A 19,265-nucleotide genomic window follows, 5' to 3' on the forward strand; every position below is an offset into this window, starting at 1 on the left:
TTTCTAAAGGATTATTAGAATTTATAAAGCAAACCAAATTTAGGTTGTGCAAAAATATTATTAAACAAGTTGATGTTTAACTGAAAACTACTAGTTGATGGTCCATTTTCAGGATTTGCATTATTGTACGTTAAGATGTCAGCAAGAGCAAATGTAGCAGCCCATTTCTTGGTAAAGAAATAGTTTAGCCCTACTGTTAGGTTTGCCTTAATTCCATTTGTTGTGTCTTCTACATTTAGTACTTCAGTTTTAACATGACTGTATCCTAATCCTGCTTCTCCATATACTTTAAGACGTCTAGAATCCAATTCTAAGAAATAATATCTGGCAAATGCTCCAACACCAAATCCATTGTTTTTTGTTTCTGAAGGAGTTCCTTTGTTTGTTGTAGATCCAGATACATCCATGTCTAACCCGATAGCTATATTGTCGGCAATAAGATATCCAAATTGAGGGTTTACGGCAAATGAGTTTGAATTATCTTTTACAGTGTTCACCGATATACCTCCCTCAATAAACATGCTTCCTTTTTCGAACCGTACTCCTTTAGCAGTACTAACTTCTTCATCTACTTCTTTCTGTTGTGCGTTTGCAAAGCAAAATGTAAATAATGCCACAAGTGCTGTAATTTTTGTTTTCATAATGATTGCTTTTAAGTTGTTAAGTAAAGTATGATTATCTAATCATTATGTAAAAATAAACAAAAACTTACAAATAATACGTTAATAAAGTAAGATTGTTTGAGATTTTTAAAAATAACGTATTGATGTATAGTGAATTAGTTTTGTTTTGTTGGTTGAAATGGTTTTTAAAAAGAATGCATAAAAAAACCTGATAATGAAAATTATCAGGTTCTTTCTATATTCGATTTCTTTTATTTTCTAAAATAAAAAACTAGTCATTCAATTTCAAAACAGCCATAAATGCTTCTTGAGGAATCTCTACGTTTCCTACCTGACGCATACGTTTTTTACCTTTTTTCTGTTTTTCAAGAAGTTTACGCTTACGCGAAATATCACCACCGTAACATTTTGCAGTAACGTCTTTACGTAACGCTTTTATAGTTTCACGAGAAATTACTTTTACTCCAATTGCAGCTTGAATCGGAATATCAAATTGCTGACGTGGAATTAATTCTTTTAGTTTTTCACACATTTTTTTACCAATGTGGTACGCATTATCAACGTGAATTAAAGAAGATAAAGCATCAACAATTGTAGCATTTAATAAAATATCCACTTTTACTAAGCTTGAAGTTCGCATTCCAATTGGAGCGTAATCAAACGAAGCATATCCTTTTGAAACCGTTTTAAGACGATCATAAAAATCAAATACAATTTCAGCAAGAGGCATATCAAAAGTTAACTCCACTCTTTCGGTAGTTAAATACGTTTGGTTAGTAATTAAACCACGTTTTTCAATACACAATGACATAACATTTCCTACGAAATCAGATTTGGTGATAATTGTAGCCTTAATGTATGGCTCCTCTACGTGATCTAATTTTGATGGTTCAGGTAAATCAGAAGGATTGTTTACCACAAATCCTACAGTAGGTTCTTTTTTGGTGTAAGCCAAGTAAGAAACGTTAGGTACGGTAGTAATTACAGTCATGTTGAACTCACGTTCTAATCTTTCCTGAATAATCTCCATGTGTAGCATTCCTAAGAATCCACAACGGAAACCAAATCCTAAAGCAGCCGAACTTTCAGGTAAAAAAACCAATGAAGCATCGTTCAATTGTAATTTTTCCATAGAGTTACGTAACTCCTCATAGTCTTCAGTATCTACAGGATAAATACCAGCAAATACCATTGGTTTTACGTCTTCAAAACCAGTAATCATATTGGTTGTTGGGTTTTTAGCATCAGTTAAGGTATCCCCAACTTTTACTTCTTTGGCTTCTTTAATACCTGAAATTAAATAACCAACATCACCAGCAGAAATAACATTTTTAGGAACCTGATTCAATTTTAGAGTTCCAATCTCATCAGCAAAATATTCATTGCCTGTAGCCATGAACTTAATTTTTTGCCCTTTTTTTATCTGTCCGTTTTTCACACGGAAAATAACTTCAATTCCGCGGAATGGATTGTAATGTGAATCAAAAATCAAAGCTTGTAATGGCTCATCTACATTTCCTTTTGGAGGAGGAATTCTTTCGATAATTGCAGCCAAAATATTTTCGACACCTAAACCAGTTTTACCTGAGGCATGAATAATTTCTTCTAGTTTACATCCTAATAAATCCACGATATCATCGCTAACTTCTTCTGGATTTGCACTTGGTAAATCGACTTTGTTCAAAATTGGAATAATTTCTAAGTCGTTTTCTAGTGCTAAATATAAATTTGATATTGTTTGAGCTTGTATACTTTGAGCAGCATCAACAATTAATAACGCCCCTTCGCAGGCCGCAATTGATCTTGAAACTTCGTATGAAAAGTCAACGTGTCCCGGAGTGTCAATTAAATTTAAGATATACTCTTCTCCTTTATAAGTATATTCCATTTGGATCGCGTGACTTTTTATGGTAATTCCACGTTCGCGTTCCAAGTCCATATTGTCTAGCAATTGAGCCTTTTCTTCACGAGCAGTAACGGTTTGTGTAGCGCCAAGCAAACGGTCAGCAAGTGTACTTTTACCGTGATCAATGTGTGCAATAATGCAAAAGTTACGTATCTTTTTCATTGTTTATTATGTCAATTCTCTATGCGAGTTTAAGTGTTTTTTTGTTGTGAATCTAAGATGTAGCAGAGCCATAACACCTCTTCATTAATCCGCAAAGATAATGCAAAGTTTTGGATTGTAGAATCTAGATGTATTATTGTTGAAGCTTTAAGAAATAAAAGATGGATTTGGCTGTTTTTTACACACTTGTGTGCTTAATCTAGAATATAAAGTGATATAAAAAGCAAGCTTTGTGTGTAAGAAAAAGACTTTTATTTAGTTGACTCAGATTCTTTTTCGGTACTGCTTTTCTTTAAAGTATCGTACCAGTTTTCAATAGAAGGATATACAAAAGCGGCGACTTTTTTAACAGGGTTATAGAATATCGATTTATCGAGTGTTTCTTGTTTAGCAAATGTATGGTTGAAGTTTATTTTTTCAAAAAGAGCAATAAAAATGCTCAGAATTAAGATTGTTTTCAAAACTCTGAAAAAACCTCCACCGAGTTTATTAGCCCATCCCAGGAAAGCAAAATCAGCAATTCCGGTAAGAATTTTTGCTAAGAAATAAACGGCAATCACCACTAAAATAAAAGTAAGGATAAAAGCTGTAATCTGAATTGTATTTGGGTTCCATGAAACATGTTTCATGATAATTTCTTTCATTAAAGACGAAAATTTAATTGCTAAATAAATCCCTAATAATAAAGAAATAAAAGAAGCTACCTCTACAAAAAGCCCATTTTTAATACCTTGGTATAAACCGTATGCAAATAAAACACCCAAAATCATATCGAAAAAACTCATATTCCTGTTTTTGTTTAATAAAGGCGCAAATATAAAAGAATTATCTGTTTTTTCAGGTTCAGAGACGCAAAGGTTCAGAGGCTTAAAATGTTGATGTTTTTGATTTTTCGGGATCAATAGACAAAAGCATTGTCTTAAATGATCCTTATTTATAGCGTTAAATCTATGAATCTATACGTTTAATTTTTTAAGGTGTTTGAATTTGAAGTCCGTATCTTTGCAAACTAAATTTTATGACTTTTGAATTTATAATTCATTAATTCATAATCAACAATATAAATATGTCAAGAGACACACAACTTAAAGAACGCTGGGAACAGCTTGTAAATATACTTTCCGATCAATTTTCACAAGGAGAAAACTTAGATTTAGATTCCATAATTTATTTAATTGGAGTACAGGAATTAGGTAAATTACATCGTGAATTTAAAAAAGATGAAAAATTAAACCTCATGCATATTGCCATTTGCAGGTTATTAGAGCCTTATGGTTTTTATGAATTTGAGTTTTTTGACGAGGAAGGCTGGCCACATTACAAAGTAAAAGAAGAATTGCCACCATTAAAAGCAGGCGAACAATCGGTTTTAATGAAAGAAGCAATTGTAAATTATTTTTTAGAAAGAAAACTTATAGAGTAGTTTTTAGTCGCAGTCGCAGTTTTCAGAATTTACTTGATTGAAAACTGCGACTGCGACTGTTTACTTTCAACTAAAATTACTAAATTTGTATTCTCAATTATGGAATGAAAATGATAGACAAGATAAAAGAATATATTGGGGAAGCTCAAGCTTTTTCAACAGAAAATAAGGAAGAATTAGAAGCATTCCGCATTAAATTTCTTGGAAAAAAAGGTGTTTTAAACGATTTTTTTGCCGAATTTAAAACTGTACCAAATGACCAGAAAAAGGAATTTGGACAAGTTATAAACGCTTTAAAAACAGCAGCTGAAGATAAAGTAAAAGCTATTGTTGAAGCTTTAGAAAGTAAAGAAGAAATTAAAGGTATTTACGGAGATTTAACCCGTGCTGCTGAACCAATCATTATTGGCTCTCGCCACCCGATATCAATTGTAAAAAACCAAATTATTGATATTTTTGCAAACATTGGTTTTAACGTTTCTGAAGGTCCGGAAATCGAAGATGATTGGCATAATTTTACCGCATTAAACCTTCCGGAATACCATCCGGCACGTGATATGCAGGATACATTTTTCATACAAACAAACCCAGATGTATTGTTGCGTACGCATACTTCATCAGTTCAGGTACGTTATATGGAAAATCATAAACCGCCAATTCGTACTATTTCTCCAGGACGTGTTTTTCGTAACGAAGCAATTTCGTCACGTTCACACTGTATCTTTCATCAGGTAGAAGGATTGTACATTGATAAAGATGTTTCTTTTGCTGATCTAAAACAAACGTTACTTTATTTTACTAAAGAAATGTTCGGGAAATCAAAAATACGTTTACGTCCGTCATATTTTCCGTTTACAGAGCCAAGTGCTGAAATTGATATTTATTGGGGACTAAAAACAGAAACCGATTATCGTATTACCAAAGGAACAGGTTGGTTGGAAATTGGAGGATGTGGAATGGTTGATCCAAACGTATTGAAAAATTGTGATATAAATCCAGAAGAATACAATGGTTTTGCATTTGGAATGGGAGTAGAGCGTATCGCGATGTTGTTATATCAAATCGGTGATATTCGTATGTTTTACGAAAATGACGTTCGTTTCTTAGAGCAATTCAAATCAAATATATAATTTAAGTTGAAAGTCATAAAGTCGGAAGTTTCAAAGTATGGAATTTTCGACTTTATGATTTTATAAGTTTAGACTAATATGAAAAAGGATATAATTATTCCAGAAGTAGAAAATGTATTTCTGGCAGTTGTTCAGGAATGGAGCGACGATTTTATGGAGAAAGTATGGTATGCTTATCTTATAAATGATAGTGATTTTGATATTGATAGTGTAATGGTGGTTTCAAAAGCTTTTGGAACAATCGATGGTGAAATGAAAAAAACATCACTTTTACGTCATGCTTTTGTTGAAGTACCTGCAGTTTCAGTTGTAAAAATAGAAATGGTAGAAAAAAGCCTATTGGTTTTAAACAATGAATTTATGGTTACTTTTTTCATAGGAAATACGCTGTATGACAAGAAATTTATTTTCAAAGCGCATTCGATCCATGAAGATTTTTCTGAAGAAGTGCCTATCTTATTTGTAGATGGTGTTATGGTGAAGTAGATCATCTTAGTTCTCAGTTGTAGTTTTTAGTTTCAGTAAAGAAGTAAAGAGAAAATAAAGAATATAGAAGAAAGAGTTAAGACGAAATAGATGTCTTGACTCTTTTTTTTATGCTTAAAAAAAATACTTGTCAATTTTTCGGTTGCTGGGGGTATAACGTCTAAAGTATTTTTGTGATAGATAATTGCGATATACTATGACAACAAGATTTGAAGAATTCAGAAAATTACATTTAGGTGAAACACCACTATTACTTGGAAATGTGTGGAATGTGCAGACAGCTTTGCAATATGAAAAATTAGGATTCAAGGCTATTGGTACTTCGAGTGCTGCAGTTGCAAGTGATTTGGGTTATGAAGATGGAGAAGATATGCCATTTGAAGATTATTTTTTTATAATTAAAAGAATAGCAGTTTCGACAACGCTTCCTTTAACGGTCGATTTGGAAGCAGGATACGGAAATACAGCCGAAGCAATAATTGCAACTATGGTACGATTGCATGAAGTAGGCGTTGTAGGGATTAATATTGAGGACTCAGTAATAAATAACTCCCAACGTACAATAGAAGATGTAGAACGGTTTACAATCAAACTAAAAGCGATTGTTGATGGTCTTGAAAAAAGAAATATCACAATGTTTATAAATGTTCGTTGTGATGTATTTCTTTTAGATTTGCCAAATGCATTAGATGAAGCCAAACATAGAATAAAACAATATCAAACGGCTAATATAGATGGCGTTTTTCTTCCTTGTATTACAAATCCGGATGATACAAAAGCGATAATAGATACAATAGATGTTCCTCTTAATGTTATGTGTATGCCGAATCTTCCTAATTTTGAAACATTAAAAGCATTAGGAGTTAAACGCATTAGTATGGGTAATTTTATACACACATTCCTTAATAAACAGTTGGAAAAGGTTACAAAGGAGATAATTGAAAAAAATAGTTTCATCCCAATTTTCTAAAGATATAATTATGAAACTCACAGATGATATAATGTATCAGGCAGCAGTAAATAAAAACACTTCGTTTGAAGGCGTTTTTTTTACTGCAGTAAAAACCACAGGGATTTTCTGTAGACCTACGTGTACTGCAAGAAAACCAAAAAGAGAAAATGTAGAATTTTTCAGATCCTCAAAAGAGGCTATTTTAAAAGGATACAGACCATGTAAAGTTTGTTTTCCGTTAGAGAAATACAATGAAACACCCGATTTTATAAAAGAAATTCTAAGAGAATTATCGGAGAATCCTTCTCTTAAATTTAAAGATTATGATTTGGTTAAACGAGGGATTGAGCCAAGTAAAATGAGACGATGGTTTTTAAAAAATCATGGAATTACATTTCAAGCCTATCAAAGAATGTTTCGTATTAATAGTGCTTTCAAAAAAATAAAAGAAGGAGAAAGTGTTACAGCCACAGCCTTTGATGCAGGATATGAATCGCTGAGTGGGTTTAATGATACTTTTAAATCCGTGTTTGGAGTTTCACCTAAGAATAGTAAGACACAGAATTTGATTGATATCAAGAGGATAGAAACGTCTTTGGGTACGATGTATGCTTGTGCTGTAAAGGAAGGAATTTGTCTGCTTGAATTTACAGATAGGAAAATGCTAGAAACAGAATTAAAAGCTTTAGCAAAAATGCTGAATGCAACTATTATTCAAGGAGAGAATGAGCATTTTAATGTGTTAGAAAGTCAATTAAAAGAATACTTTGATGGAGAAAGAAAAAATTTTACCGTTCCGATTTTTTCACCAGGTTCTGATTTCCAGAATCGAGTATGGACGGCTTTAAAAGCAATTCCTTACGGAGCTGTAAAGTCATATAAAGAACAATCTATTATAATTGATAAACCAGAAGCGGTTAGGGCTGTTGCAAACGCAAACGGGATGAATAGAATTTCTATCCTCATTCCTTGTCATCGAGTTATAGGCTCGAATGGAGAATTGACAGGTTATGGTGGCGGTTTATGGAGAAAAAAATGGCTCCTTGAAATGGAAGGGGAAAATAAATAGTATTCAGTCGCAGTTTTAAGTTGTAGTTTGCTATAAATACATATAGAGTATCTACTATATTATAAAAACAAAAAGAGAGTCAAGGTTAATTTATTTCCTCTTGACTCTCTTTTTTATGTCCTTTATTTTTACTCTACTTTTTACTGAAACTGTCACTGTAAACTGAAAACTAATCTAATACATCAGTTAATTTCTTGAAAACAGTTTTAGCATCTTTACCTTCATATAGAATACTGTACACAGCATCTATAATAGGTGTTTTTGCACCATAACCTTGGTTTAGTTTGTAAGCGCTTTTGGTTGCATAATAGCCTTCAGAAACCATACTCATTTCCATCATAGCACTTTTTACAGTATATCCTTTACCAATCATATTTCCGAACATTCTGTTTCTTGAAAAAACAGAATAACCCGTAACCAATAAATCGCCTAAGTAAGCCGAGTCATTAATGTTACGTTTCATTTTATGCACTTTTTTGATGAATTTTTTCATCTCGCGAATTGCATTACTCATTATAACCGATTGGAAATTATCGCCATAGCCTAAGCCATGTGCAATTCCAGCAGCTATTGCATAAATGTTTTTAAGCATTGCAGCATATTCAGTACCAATAATATCATCAGAAATTTTGGCTTTAATATAGTTTCCAGATAGGTTTTTAGCAACGACACTGGCTTTGTTAGGATCACCACATGCAATTGTTAAGTAGGATAATCTTTCAAGCGCAACTTCTTCAGCATGACATGGACCAGTAATAACACCAATGTTATAATATGGAATGTCGTATTTTATATGAAAATGTTCACCAACAATTAAGCTTGTTTCTGGAACAATACCTTTAATAGCAGAGAAGACAATCTTATTTTCTAACGAAACTGTTAGTTTTTCTAGCTCAGCATGTAAGAATGCCGACGGAATAGCAAAAATAATATAATCTGCATATTCAACCGCTTCATTTATATTATTGGTAAGCTTTAGTTTTTGAGTATCAAATTCTACCGAACTTAAGTAATTCGGGTTGTGTTTGTATTTATTAATGTGTTCGATAGCAGCGTCATTACGCATATACCACGAAATTTCAGAAAGATTTACGCATAGCATTTTTGCAATGGCGGTCGCCCAGCTTCCACCACCGATAACTGCAAATTTTAAATTTTCGCTCATTTAATTATTAATTTTCATCAAAAGTACTTAATAATGCAGTAATAACACAAAAAAGCGCCCAATTAATGTACTGATTTTGGTATCAATAATAAAAAACAACTTTTTTTTACAATACATACAATAAGTTTTTGATTCTTGCGTTGTAGTAGTTTATGAATTAGAATTTTAGTTAAATGAATTTACAAATTGAGTTAGTTAGTTTTGTTTTAGTATTGTAAAAAGGCGTCCTTAATAAGTTTTAAGAACGCCTTTTTTTAGTTTTCAGTAAAATACTGCGACTGCGACTAGTAGCTCATTTCTACAATCGATTTCACTTTATCTAAAGTAACCAATTGGTTTTCTCCTAAACCTTTCCAACCTCTTTCCTCAAAACGATTTACGATAAAATCGGCTGTTTTATCATAATCATCAGTATATTGAGATAGTTTAGTATCCATTCCCATAGTATGGAAAAAAGCTACAGTTTGGTTAATAGCTTCTTTTGCTACTTCATCATCAGAACCAGTTAGGTTAAAAATACGTCTTCCGTATTGTGCTAGTTTTCCTTTTTTAGTTTCAAACATTACATGATATAAACTAGGTCCAACAATTGCCAACGTTCTTGCGTGGTCAATACCGTATAGAGCAGTTAATTCATGACCAATCATATGAGTTGCCCAATCGCTCGGTACCCCTTTTTGAATTAATCCGTTTAACGCCATAGTACAGCTCCACATAAAGTTTGAAGCCAGCGTATAATCAGTAGGGTTTTCAACTACTTTTGGACCAACTTCTATTAACGTTTGTAAAATACCTTCGGCAATCCTGTCTTGTAAATATCCTTCATGAGGATACGTTAAATATTGCTCCATTACGTGCGTATAAGCATCTACAACACCATTTTGTAATTGTCTTTTTGGTAAAGAAGCAATAACAGTTGGATCGCAAATAGAGAATTTAGGAAACAAGGCGCTTCCACCAAAAGCTAATTTTTCCTGAGTAGCTTCGATAGTTACTACAGCACCCGAATTCATTTCGCTTCCTGTTGCAGGCAAAGTTAAAACCGTCCCAAATGGCACTGCATTTTCTTTAATCAATAAACGTTTTTGAAGAATATCAATCGGATTTCCTTCAAAATTAACTGCTGCCGAAATAAATTTCACACCATCAATTACAGATCCACCACCAACAGCTAGAATAAAATCGATTTTTTCGGCTTTAATAACTGCAACAGCTTTCATCAACGTTTCAAAATGAGGATTTGGTTCAATTCCGCCAAATTCCACAATATCAAAACCTTTTAAGTTGTTGATTACTTGTTCGTGAATTCCGTTTTTAAAGATGCTTCCACCTCCGTAAGCCAATAATATTTTTGCTCCTTGAGGAACAAGATCCTTTAGTTTCTCAATTTGTCCTTTTCCGAAAATTAAATTTGTCGGATTGTATAATTCAAAGTTTAGCATTTTTTTTTAGAGTTTCTAAGATACTAAGGCACTAAGGTTCTAAGTTTTTTTGATCCTGGCAACTTGATATCTTTTTATTAATATTTATTGTGACACTAAGTTTTTAAGCTTTCTTAAAGATATTCCAATCTTAGCAACTCAGAACCTTAGTGGCTTAGAATCTTATTTAGTTAATTTTTGTAATAATTTTTCAGCAACCAATTTAGATGATGCGGGATTTTGACCAGTAATTAATAAACCATCTTCCACTGCGTATGGTTCCCAGTTTGGTCCTTTAGAATAAATTGCGCCATCTTTTTGTAAGGCATCTTCAAGTAAAAAAGGCACTATTTTGGTTAATCCAACAGCTTCTTCTTCAGCATTAGAAAATCCGGTAACTTTTTTCCCTTTTACCAAGAACTCGCCATTTACCTTAACGTCTTTAAGAACGCCCGGAGCATGACAAACAAAACTTACAGGTTTATTCTGAGTATAAAATGCAGAAATTAACGCTGCTGAATTTTTGTCTTCGGCAAGATCCCATAAAGGACCGTGTCCACCTGGATAAAATACAGCGTCATAATCGGCAGGATTTACATCTGATAATTTAATAGTATGTTTTAATTTTTCTAATAAAACTTTATCAGCATCAAATCGTTTAGTGTCTTCAGTTGCCGATGCTGGGTCAGCACTTTTTGGGTCAATTGGTGGCTGTCCTCCAAGTGGTGTTGCTATAGTTATTTCAACTCCTTTATCTGCAAGCGCATAATAAGGCGCAGCAAGTTCTTCTGTCCAGAATCCAGTTTTTTCGCCTGTGTTACCCAACTTATCATGGCTGGTAACAACAAATAATACTTTTTTCATATGTTTTTTATTTACTTTTTGTGCGGTAGTTTTTGCACAGTTTATAGTTAATGCGATAATAACAAATAGAGCGATTTTCTTCATGTTGAATTTTATTTGATACAAAATTAGAGCAATTAAGGTATTAGTAAAAATAAAATAAATTATGTTTGTGATAAATATATTTATATCATGGTCAATCTAGAATGGTACAGAACGTTTAAATCGGTATATAAAAATGGCAATTTTTCTTTGGCAGCCAAAGAGCTCTTTATTAGTCAACCTGCAGTAAGTCAACAAATATCAATGTTAGAAGCTCATGTGGGATATAAACTATTTAACAGAAAATCTAAAGGAGTCGAACCAACGGATTACGCTAAGTTACTTAATAATCTTATTATCGATGCTCTTGATCGCCTCGAAAATGTTGAGAATGGATTTCGTGCAAAAGCATCCGATGCAAATCGATTAATTTCTGTTGGCATTTCTAAAAATCTATTTGCTAGTTTAGGAAGTATTCTAATTCCTAAATTCGATTTTATAGATTTTAGTTTCCATGATAATGATACACTTTTTGAGTTAGTAGATACTAAGAAACTTGATTTTGCAATTATTACCAAGCAGTTTGATACGTTTGATACTATTCATGAAATTGTTGGAAAAATTAAATTGGTTATGGTTTCATCCCCAGAACTTGAAACGAATGAATTTAAGTTAAAACTAAAAACTAAAAATTTATCAGAAATAGAGCAATGGCTTAATGAGCAAAAATGGTATAGTCATGATGCGCGGATTCCACATATTAAATTATTTTGGTTAAATGTCTTTAATAAAAAAAGGCCATCGATGGTAGCCAATTATATTATTCCTAATGAAAGTGAAATGCTAAGAGTACTTTCTAAAAACAACGGAATTGGGATAACATGGAATTGCAATGCAAAAGAATTGATTCAGGAAAATAAGCTTAAATTATTATGGGATAGTAAAGAAATGCCAAGTATAGATGTTTTCTTGTTGTCTGGAAAAAATAGTAATCTGAGTCCGATTTTTGAAACCATTGCTGGAGAGTTAAAGCAAGTTTTAAAATGATTAATTTATTAATGTTTAATCCGTTTGATGTAAATTTCTAACACATAGAATCATAGATTGCAAAGCTTAAAAAAGACATTTCACTCAAAATAAATCACATAGGACTATGTGAAAAAATTATAATTTTTTAAAAACACCTTAAGTTTTAATTTCAAATCTATGTTTCTATGCGTTAAATATCATTTTTACGAATTAAATGCAAGAAGCTAATGTTTATAGTTTAATAAGATTGCTAAGACTTAATGAACACAAATACTCATTATATTTGTGTAAATTTTACGCATTAGAGTTATGATAGAAAATCAAAATATTAGAGTTGCTGTCGATGCGATTGTTTTTGGATACCAAAACAATCAATTATATGTACTTTTAATTCAGCAAAAATTTGGATCTACAGAATCGTACTGGGCTTTGCCAGGCGGTTTAGTACAAAATGATGAATCATTGCAGGAAGCAGTAAAACGGGAGTTAAAAGAGGAAACTAATATTACGGTGAATCACTTTGAGCAATTATTTACTTTCGGCGATGATGTCTTTAGAGATCCCAGAAACAGAGTTATTTCTGTAGCGTATTTTGCGTTAGTAGATCCTTCTAAGCTAAAAGTGAAGGCCGATTCTGATGCAGATAATGCGCAATGGTTTAAAGTGGATGCTATTCCAGTTTTGGCTTTTGACCATAATTTGATTCTAAAAAAAGCAATTGAGCGTTTAAAAGCAAAACTTACTTACGAACCAATTGGGTTTGATTTATTGCCAGAAGAGTTTCTGTTTTCTGAACTAGAGAATTTGTATTGTACAATTTTAGAGAAAGAAATTGATAGAAGAAATTTTAGAAAAAAGATTTTAAGCTACGGGATTATTCAAGAAACAGATAATTTTTCTTCTAATAAAACAGGGAGACCTGCCAAATTATTTAAGTTTAATCAGCAGAAATACAATGCTTTATTGAAAGAAGGATTTCACTTTGAAATAAAGTTTGCGTAATTTTTACACAAAATAATTGTCGAACAAAATATTAAATGTATATTTGCGTATAATTAACGCAAACTAAAAAAATTATGATACTTAATTTAGACCCAAATTTTAGACCATTTCCAGGACAAAAAGAAATAGATTTTAAAAGTTTCATTTTTTCAGGAGGAGAGCCACATATCAAGATTAATCCTGATTTTGATGTCAATCAAAAAATAACAATTACACATAGATTAAATTCATTCAATGATTTTGGATTATTGTGTTTAGCTGTTGATGCCTTAAGAAGGATGGACGTAAAAGTTATTGATTTGTTTATTCCATATTTTCCAGCAGCAAGACAAGATCGTGTCATGATAAAAGGGGAGCCATTATCTGTAAAAGTATATGCAGATATTATTAATGCAATGCAATTGAACAAAGTGTTTGTTTTTGATGCACATTCTGAAGTTACACCAGCTTTGGTAAATAATTGTGAAGTGATTCCTAATCATACTTTTATTGCTACAGTTATTAAAACAATAGGAAGTAATGTAAAATTAATTTCTCCAGACGGAGGAGCTTTGAAAAAAATTTACAAAGTTTCTGAATTTTTAGGTGGAGTAGATGTTGTTGAATGTAGCAAAAGCCGTGATGTAAAAACAGGAAGATTGTCTGGATTTAAAGTATATGAAGATGACTTAAAAGGAATTGATTGTCTTATTGTAGATGATATATGCGATGGTGGAGGAACTTTTGTAGGTCTAGCGGAAGAATTAAAAAAGAAAAATGCTGGTAAATTATATTTAGCGGTAAGCCACGGAATTTTCAACAAAGGTTTTGAGGTTTTAGATTGTTTTGATAAAATATTCACAACAAACTCTTTCAAAGATTTTGAAGGCGAAAGTGTTGAAGTGATAAAATTAAGCGAATTGATATGAAGTATAGTATAGAAAAACTGATAGTAGAAAATCAAGATAATAAATATCTCTTTTTCTGGGGACATCAACCAAATAAAGACGGAAGTATTTCTAAAACTTGTTTCAGTCAGTGGTGGCTAAGTTCATTTGAAGTTGATAATGTGACTTATAAAACGGCAGAACATTGGATGATGGCGAAGAAAGCAGAATTGTTTAACGATAAAGAGGTTTTAGCAAAAATAATTAAAGCCAATTCTCCTGCTGAAGTTAAAAAGTTAGGTAGAGAAGTTAAAAATTATGACGATGCCGTTTGGTTAGCAAACCGATATGAAATTGTGAAACAAGGAAATTATCATAAATTCAGCCAAAATAAAGATTTAAAAGAATTTCTAATCAATACGAAGGATAGAGTTTTAGTAGAAGCTAGTCCAGTTGACCCAATCTGGGGAATAGGAATGGCAAGTGATCATAAAGATGCTCTAAATCCTGAGAAATGGAGAGGACTAAATCTTTTAGGATTTGCTTTGATGGAAGTTAGGGATGAATTAAAGTAAAATATTATCTCATAGAAATTATGAATGAAAAAACAGCAAAAAGCATTAGCAAATTCCTGAGTTTAGTACTCAGACATTCGCCAGAAACCATAAATTTAAAACTAGATGAAAATGGTTGGGCAGATGTAGAAGAATTGATTACAAAATGTTCGAAAAATGGAAATACATTAGATTCAGAACTTCTGGATTATGTAGTAGAAAATAACGATAAAAAAAGATTTGCTTTTAATGAGGATAAAACTAAAATAAGAGCAAGCCAAGGACATTCAATTTCGGTTGACTTAAAACTAGATGAAGCAGAACCTTCGGAGTTTTTGTATCACGGAACAGTTGGAAAGTTTATGGAAAGCATCAAAAAAGAAGGACTTCAGAAAATGAGCCGTCAACACGTACATCTTAGCCAAGATAGAGAAACAGCTATTAAGGTGGGCGGAAGAAGAGGAGCTCCTCAAATTTTAAGCGTTAGAAGTGGTGCTATGCACAGAGACGGATTTAAATTTTATTTGTCTGAAAATAATGTTTGGTTAACAGATGCCGTTCCAGCAAAATATATTGAGTTTTAATAATAAACAGAATTAAAGCAATTCAAATTAATAAGTAAAAATAGCGGTTATGATATTAGAAGCAGCAATTGGCGATGCATATGGTGCAGGTTTTGAATTTCGAGATTTGGATTTTATTACTCAAAACAACAATTTAACGGAGTATCATAAACACGGACTTTATACTGAAATTTATAAAAGATATACAGATGATACTCAAATGGCAATCGCAATTTCAGAATTGTTATTAGAAGATAATAATTGGAATGAGATTAAAGTTGCAGATAAGTTTGTCGAAGTATTTCACAGAGATAAAAGAAGAGGATATTCAGACAGGGTTTATAATGCTTTAGACGCCAGTAAAAATGGATCTGATTTTATTAAAATAATCAATAATGGAAGTAATGGAAACGGTTCTGCAATGCGAGCATATTCTATTGGTTATTTAAGAGATATTAATCAATTAAAGGAGTTTTGCGAAATTCAGGCAAAAACTTCTCATCATACGATTGAAGGTATCAGTTGTGCGAAGCGTATTGCTTTGGCTGTTCATTATTTTAAATATAATTTAGGAGATGGATCGACTTTGATACCATTTTTAAATGAAACGCTCAAGGAAAATGAAACCTACAAGATTACTTCTCCAATCGATATGCACGGATATCCGACAACACAATCGGTTATTAAAATTGTTTCAGAGGCCACTTCTATGAGTGATTGCTTAAAAACAAGTATAGGTTATGGCGGAGATACAGATACTGTTGCTGCTTTATGTATGGCAATTTTAAGTCATAAAGAAAATTGTGATAAAGTGTTGCCAGGATTTTTGTATGAAGGTTTAGAGAATGATAAATTCGGGAAAGATTTTCTAATCAAATTGGATTTAGAGTTGAATAATAAATTTAAATAACAATCAAGAAGCTCACGTAATTCTATAAGTATCATGAAAAGAACTTTAGTTATTGGGGATATTCACGGAGGTTTAAAAGCTTTGGTTCAATTATTAGAAAGAGTTGAGGTTAAAGAAAATGACCGCCTTATTTTTTTAGGAGATTATGTTGATGGTTGGAGTGAATCTGCAGCATTAATTGATTTTCTTATCGAATTGAATAAAACACATAGTTGTATATTTATTAAAGGGAATCATGATATTTGGTGTCAGGAATGGTTGCAATCAGGAAAGCCAAATACTATTTGGTTGAAACACGGAGGAACAGCGACTATAAAAAGCTGTGAAGATTATAGTTCTGAGAAAATAGCGGAGCATTTGTTCTTTTTCGAAAGCATGAAAGATTATTATATCGATGAGCAAAATCGATTGTTTATTCACGCAGGATTTTCATCCATGCATGGTCCGGAAAAAGAACATTATTCGAGTAATTATTCTTGGGACAGAACATTATGGGAAATGGCTTTGACGATGGATTCTCGTATAAAAAAAGACTCCCTTTCCTATCCCAAAAGATTATTGCTTTACGAAGAAATATACATAGGGCATACACCAACATTAAATTACAATATCGAAGTTCCTATGCAAGGTTGTAATGTTTGGAATATTGATACAGGAGCTGCTTTTCTAGGAAAATTATCCTGTATAGATGTTGATACAAAAACAGTTTGGCAAAGTGATATAGTTCAGGGATTATATCCGAACGAAAAAGGAAGAAATTAAATGTATAAATTAAAATAATAAACCATGAACCCATTATTATTAACAGATGGTTATAAAGTTGACCACAGAAGACAATATCCAACAGGAACAACATTAGTATATTCTAATTGGACACCAAGAAAATCTAGAATTGAAGGAGTTGATGAGGTAGTATTTTTCGGATTGCAATATTTTATCAAAAAGTATATCATTCAGGATTTTGATTTATACTTTTTTAAACAGCCAAAAGATGAGGTTGTGAAAAAATATGCAAGAAGAATTAATAACTATTTAGGAGAAAACTTAGTTGGAACTAAACATATTGAAGATTTACATGACTTAGGATATATTCCGATGGTTTTTAAAGCATTGCCAGAGGGGGCAAGTGTTCCTGTTCGTGTGCCTATGTTTACAATGTACAATACACTTCCAGAATTCTTCTGGTTAACAAATTATTTCGAAACATTGCTTTCGGCAGTAGTTTGGTTGCCTTGTAATTCTGCAACAATTGCTAAAGAGTATAGAAAAGTACTTGATAAATACGCACAAGAAACTTCATCTGTTCCAGAATTTGTAGATTGGCAAGGACATGATTTCTCTATGAGAGGAATGGGTGGGATAGAAGCAGCAGTGACATCTTCGGCAGGACATTTATTAAGTTTTGCTGGTTCTGATACTATTCCTGCAATTGATTTTCTAGAGGAGTATTACAATGCCAATTCAGATGTTGAGCTTGTTGCTGGTTCAGTAGCAGCAACCGAGCATTCTGTAATGTGCATGGGAACGACTGAAGGAGAATATGATACTTTTAAAAGATTGATTTGTGAAGTGTATCCTAAAGGAATTGTTTCTATAGTTGCAGATACTTGGGATTTGTGGAAGGTATTAACGGATTACTTACCTCGATTAAAAGAAGAAATTATTTCAAGAGAAGGAAAAGTAGTGATTAGACCTGATAGCGGAGATCCTGTTGATATTATTTGCGGTAACCCAAATGGGAAAACAGAAGAAGAAAAGAAAGGTGTTATTGAGTTAATCTGGGATGTTTTTGGAGGAACCACAAATAGTAAAGGATATAAAGAATTAGTGCCGCAAATTGGAGCAATATATGGTGATAGTATAACTGTAGCCAGAGCAACTCAAATTTGTGAAAGATTAAAAGCCAAAGGTTTTGCTTCTACAAATGTGGTTTTAGGAATTGGTTCATTTACGTATCAATACAATACCAGAGATACTTTTGGTTTTGCAATGAAAGCTACTTATGGCGAAGTAAACGGAGAAGGAAGAGCTATCTTTAAAGATCCGATTACTGATGACGGAACTAAGAAATCTGCTAAAGGATTAATGAAGATTGATTTAGTAGATGGTGTATATCAATTAACCGATAATGTTTCTTGGGAAGAAGAGCGCAAAGGAGAGTTAAAAGAAGTCTTTAGAGATGGTAAATTATTAATCGACCACTCATTAACAGAGATTAGAAATAACGTAAAAAAAGAAGAGCTTGCTATAAGCTAACTAATAAAGGAAAAGCCTAAATGAAATTAACATTTAGGCTTTTTTGATATAATACGAAATAAGACTCGTTGTGTATAATTGTTTTTAACGCATATAAACATAGCTTTTGTACTCTAGAAAAAACAGGCATTTCACTTATTTTAAATACACAGAGCTAGCTATGTGAGAGAAATGTATTTCTTTTCGTTTTATTTTTAATGCATAATGTCTATGTTTCTATGCGTTAAATAAAGTTTTATAAAGAGTTACTATAATTACTTTTTGTAAAAATTATTATGGTCAATGTATTCCCAAACTTTTTCGGGTAATAGTGGTTGAATATTTTTTCCTTCTTTAATATTGTTACGAATAAAAGTAGAAGATATTTCTACAATAGGTGCATCAATTAAATGAATTTTAGGATGGTTTTTTAGTTCTAAGTTTTCTACTTCAGATGAAATTCGAGGATAAACATAAATATCATAATTTTGAAGAATCACTTCGTAGTTTTTCCATTTATGAAGGGTTTTTAAGTTGTCTTCGCCCATAATCAATGAAAATTCATGATTAGGGTATCTTTCTTGTAAATGAACTAATGTATTTACAGTATAATTTGGTTGAGAGAGTTTAAACTCAATATCCGAAGGTTTTAACTTTTCAAAACTATCTGTAGCTAAATGAACCATTTGCAAACGATGATAATCATCTAGCAAAGTGTCTTTCTTTTTAAGAGGGTTATGAGGTGTAACTACCATCCAAACCTGATCCAAATCGGCATGTTCTGCCATGTGATTGGCAATGATTAGATGCCCAACATGTATGGGATTGAAAGTTCCGAAATAAAGACCAATTTTCATAAAAAAGGTAATTTTTGTTTGATAGAT

The 19,265-nt window shown here is 32.2% G+C and carries 20 protein-coding genes; 13 read left to right on the forward strand and 7 right to left on the reverse strand.

Annotated elements, in window-relative coordinates; all coding sequences use genetic code 11:
* Nucleotides 1–14 precede the first annotated feature (14 nt).
* From OIU80_RS06845 to OIU80_RS06855, 3 genes are all read right to left on the reverse strand, one after another.
* Nucleotides 15–641, reverse strand: a complete 627-nt coding sequence (locus OIU80_RS06845; RefSeq protein WP_264286297.1) for a porin family protein — start codon at nucleotides 639–641, stop codon at nucleotides 15–17.
* A gap of 253 nt (nucleotides 642–894) precedes the next feature.
* Complete coding sequence (gene lepA / locus OIU80_RS06850; RefSeq protein WP_264286298.1) at nucleotides 895–2,691, reverse strand: translation elongation factor 4; 1,797 nt, start codon at nucleotides 2,689–2,691, stop codon at nucleotides 895–897.
* 251 nt (nucleotides 2,692–2,942) lie between these two features.
* The gene (locus tag OIU80_RS06855) at nucleotides 2,943–3,476 is read right to left on the reverse strand and encodes a CvpA family protein (RefSeq protein ID WP_264286299.1); all 534 of its coding nucleotides are present in this window, start codon (nucleotides 3,474–3,476) and stop codon (nucleotides 2,943–2,945) included.
* A gap of 281 nt (nucleotides 3,477–3,757) precedes the next feature.
* On the opposite strand from OIU80_RS06855, the gene OIU80_RS06860 reads away from it, so the two are divergent.
* From OIU80_RS06860 to OIU80_RS20870, 5 genes are all read left to right on the forward strand, one after another.
* Entirely contained in the window at nucleotides 3,758–4,114 is a 357-nt protein-coding gene (locus OIU80_RS06860; protein WP_035617732.1) for a hypothetical protein, read from the forward strand.
* Between the two features lie 110 nt (nucleotides 4,115–4,224).
* On the forward strand, nucleotides 4,225–5,244 hold the full coding sequence (gene pheS, locus OIU80_RS06865; protein WP_264286499.1) for a phenylalanine--tRNA ligase subunit alpha: 1,020 nt from the start codon (nucleotides 4,225–4,227) through the stop codon (nucleotides 5,242–5,244).
* A 78-nt stretch (nucleotides 5,245–5,322) separates the two neighbouring features.
* The gene (locus OIU80_RS06870; protein WP_264286300.1) at nucleotides 5,323–5,730 is read left to right on the forward strand and encodes a hypothetical protein; all 408 of its coding nucleotides are present in this window, start codon (nucleotides 5,323–5,325) and stop codon (nucleotides 5,728–5,730) included.
* Between the two features lie 196 nt (nucleotides 5,731–5,926).
* Nucleotides 5,927–6,700, forward strand: a complete 774-nt coding sequence (locus OIU80_RS06875) for an isocitrate lyase/PEP mutase family protein (RefSeq protein WP_264286301.1) — start codon at nucleotides 5,927–5,929, stop codon at nucleotides 6,698–6,700.
* 10 nt (nucleotides 6,701–6,710) lie between these two features.
* Complete coding sequence (locus OIU80_RS20870; RefSeq protein ID WP_319004960.1) at nucleotides 6,711–7,751, forward strand: bifunctional transcriptional activator/DNA repair enzyme AdaA; 1,041 nt, start codon at nucleotides 6,711–6,713, stop codon at nucleotides 7,749–7,751.
* A gap of 169 nt (nucleotides 7,752–7,920) precedes the next feature.
* Here the strand turns inward: OIU80_RS20870 and OIU80_RS06890 are convergent, their stop codons facing one another.
* The 3 genes from OIU80_RS06890 to OIU80_RS06900 form a co-directional block, all read right to left on the reverse strand.
* Nucleotides 7,921–8,916: an NAD(P)H-dependent glycerol-3-phosphate dehydrogenase gene (locus tag OIU80_RS06890; protein WP_264286302.1), complete on the reverse strand. Its 996-nt coding sequence runs from the start codon at nucleotides 8,914–8,916 to the stop codon at nucleotides 7,921–7,923.
* 284 nt (nucleotides 8,917–9,200) lie between these two features.
* Nucleotides 9,201–10,358, reverse strand: coding sequence for an iron-containing alcohol dehydrogenase (locus OIU80_RS06895; protein ID WP_264286303.1), 1,158 nt, complete (start codon nucleotides 10,356–10,358; stop codon nucleotides 9,201–9,203).
* A 162-nt stretch (nucleotides 10,359–10,520) separates the two neighbouring features.
* The gene (locus OIU80_RS06900; RefSeq protein ID WP_264286304.1) at nucleotides 10,521–11,285 is read right to left on the reverse strand and encodes a type 1 glutamine amidotransferase domain-containing protein; all 765 of its coding nucleotides are present in this window, start codon (nucleotides 11,283–11,285) and stop codon (nucleotides 10,521–10,523) included.
* An 87-nt stretch (nucleotides 11,286–11,372) separates the two neighbouring features.
* On the opposite strand from OIU80_RS06900, the gene OIU80_RS06905 reads away from it, so the two are divergent.
* The 8 genes from OIU80_RS06905 (at nucleotide 11,373) to OIU80_RS06940 (ending at nucleotide 18,402) form a co-directional block, all read left to right on the forward strand.
* Nucleotides 11,373–12,269: a LysR family transcriptional regulator gene (locus OIU80_RS06905; protein WP_264286305.1), complete on the forward strand. Its 897-nt coding sequence runs from the start codon at nucleotides 11,373–11,375 to the stop codon at nucleotides 12,267–12,269.
* A 291-nt stretch (nucleotides 12,270–12,560) separates the two neighbouring features.
* On the forward strand, nucleotides 12,561–13,253 hold the full coding sequence (locus OIU80_RS06910; RefSeq protein ID WP_264286306.1) for an NUDIX hydrolase: 693 nt from the start codon (nucleotides 12,561–12,563) through the stop codon (nucleotides 13,251–13,253).
* 74 nt (nucleotides 13,254–13,327) lie between these two features.
* Nucleotides 13,328–14,161: a ribose-phosphate diphosphokinase gene (gene prs / locus OIU80_RS06915; RefSeq protein ID WP_264286307.1), complete on the forward strand. Its 834-nt coding sequence runs from the start codon at nucleotides 13,328–13,330 to the stop codon at nucleotides 14,159–14,161.
* Complete coding sequence (locus OIU80_RS06920) at nucleotides 14,158–14,694, forward strand: NADAR family protein (RefSeq protein ID WP_264286308.1); 537 nt, start codon at nucleotides 14,158–14,160, stop codon at nucleotides 14,692–14,694. The genes prs and OIU80_RS06920 overlap by 4 nt, the downstream gene beginning before the upstream one ends.
* Nucleotides 14,695–14,714: 20 nt before the next feature.
* Nucleotides 14,715–15,257 (forward strand): RNA 2'-phosphotransferase, encoded by a 543-nt coding sequence (locus OIU80_RS06925; protein WP_264286309.1) that lies wholly within the window; start codon nucleotides 14,715–14,717, stop codon nucleotides 15,255–15,257.
* Nucleotides 15,258–15,306: 49 nt separating this feature from the next.
* Nucleotides 15,307–16,146 (forward strand): ADP-ribosylglycohydrolase family protein, encoded by an 840-nt coding sequence (locus OIU80_RS06930; protein ID WP_264286310.1) that lies wholly within the window; start codon nucleotides 15,307–15,309, stop codon nucleotides 16,144–16,146.
* 33 nt (nucleotides 16,147–16,179) lie between these two features.
* Nucleotides 16,180–16,908 carry a metallophosphoesterase family protein gene (locus OIU80_RS06935; protein ID WP_264286311.1) on the forward strand — a complete coding sequence of 243 codons (729 nt, stop codon included), beginning with the start codon at nucleotides 16,180–16,182 and terminating at the stop codon, nucleotides 16,906–16,908.
* A gap of 24 nt (nucleotides 16,909–16,932) precedes the next feature.
* The gene (locus OIU80_RS06940; RefSeq protein ID WP_264286312.1) at nucleotides 16,933–18,402 is read left to right on the forward strand and encodes a nicotinate phosphoribosyltransferase; all 1,470 of its coding nucleotides are present in this window, start codon (nucleotides 16,933–16,935) and stop codon (nucleotides 18,400–18,402) included.
* A gap of 254 nt (nucleotides 18,403–18,656) precedes the next feature.
* Here OIU80_RS06940 and nadD read toward each other — a convergent pair whose 3' ends face one another.
* Nucleotides 18,657–19,238 (reverse strand): nicotinate (nicotinamide) nucleotide adenylyltransferase, encoded by a 582-nt coding sequence (gene nadD, locus OIU80_RS06945; RefSeq protein ID WP_264286313.1) that lies wholly within the window; start codon nucleotides 19,236–19,238, stop codon nucleotides 18,657–18,659.
* Nucleotides 19,239–19,265 lie beyond the last annotated feature (27 nt).

The organism is Flavobacterium frigoritolerans, from assembly GCF_025847275.1.
GTDB lineage: Bacteria > Bacteroidota > Bacteroidia > Flavobacteriales > Flavobacteriaceae > Flavobacterium > Flavobacterium frigoritolerans.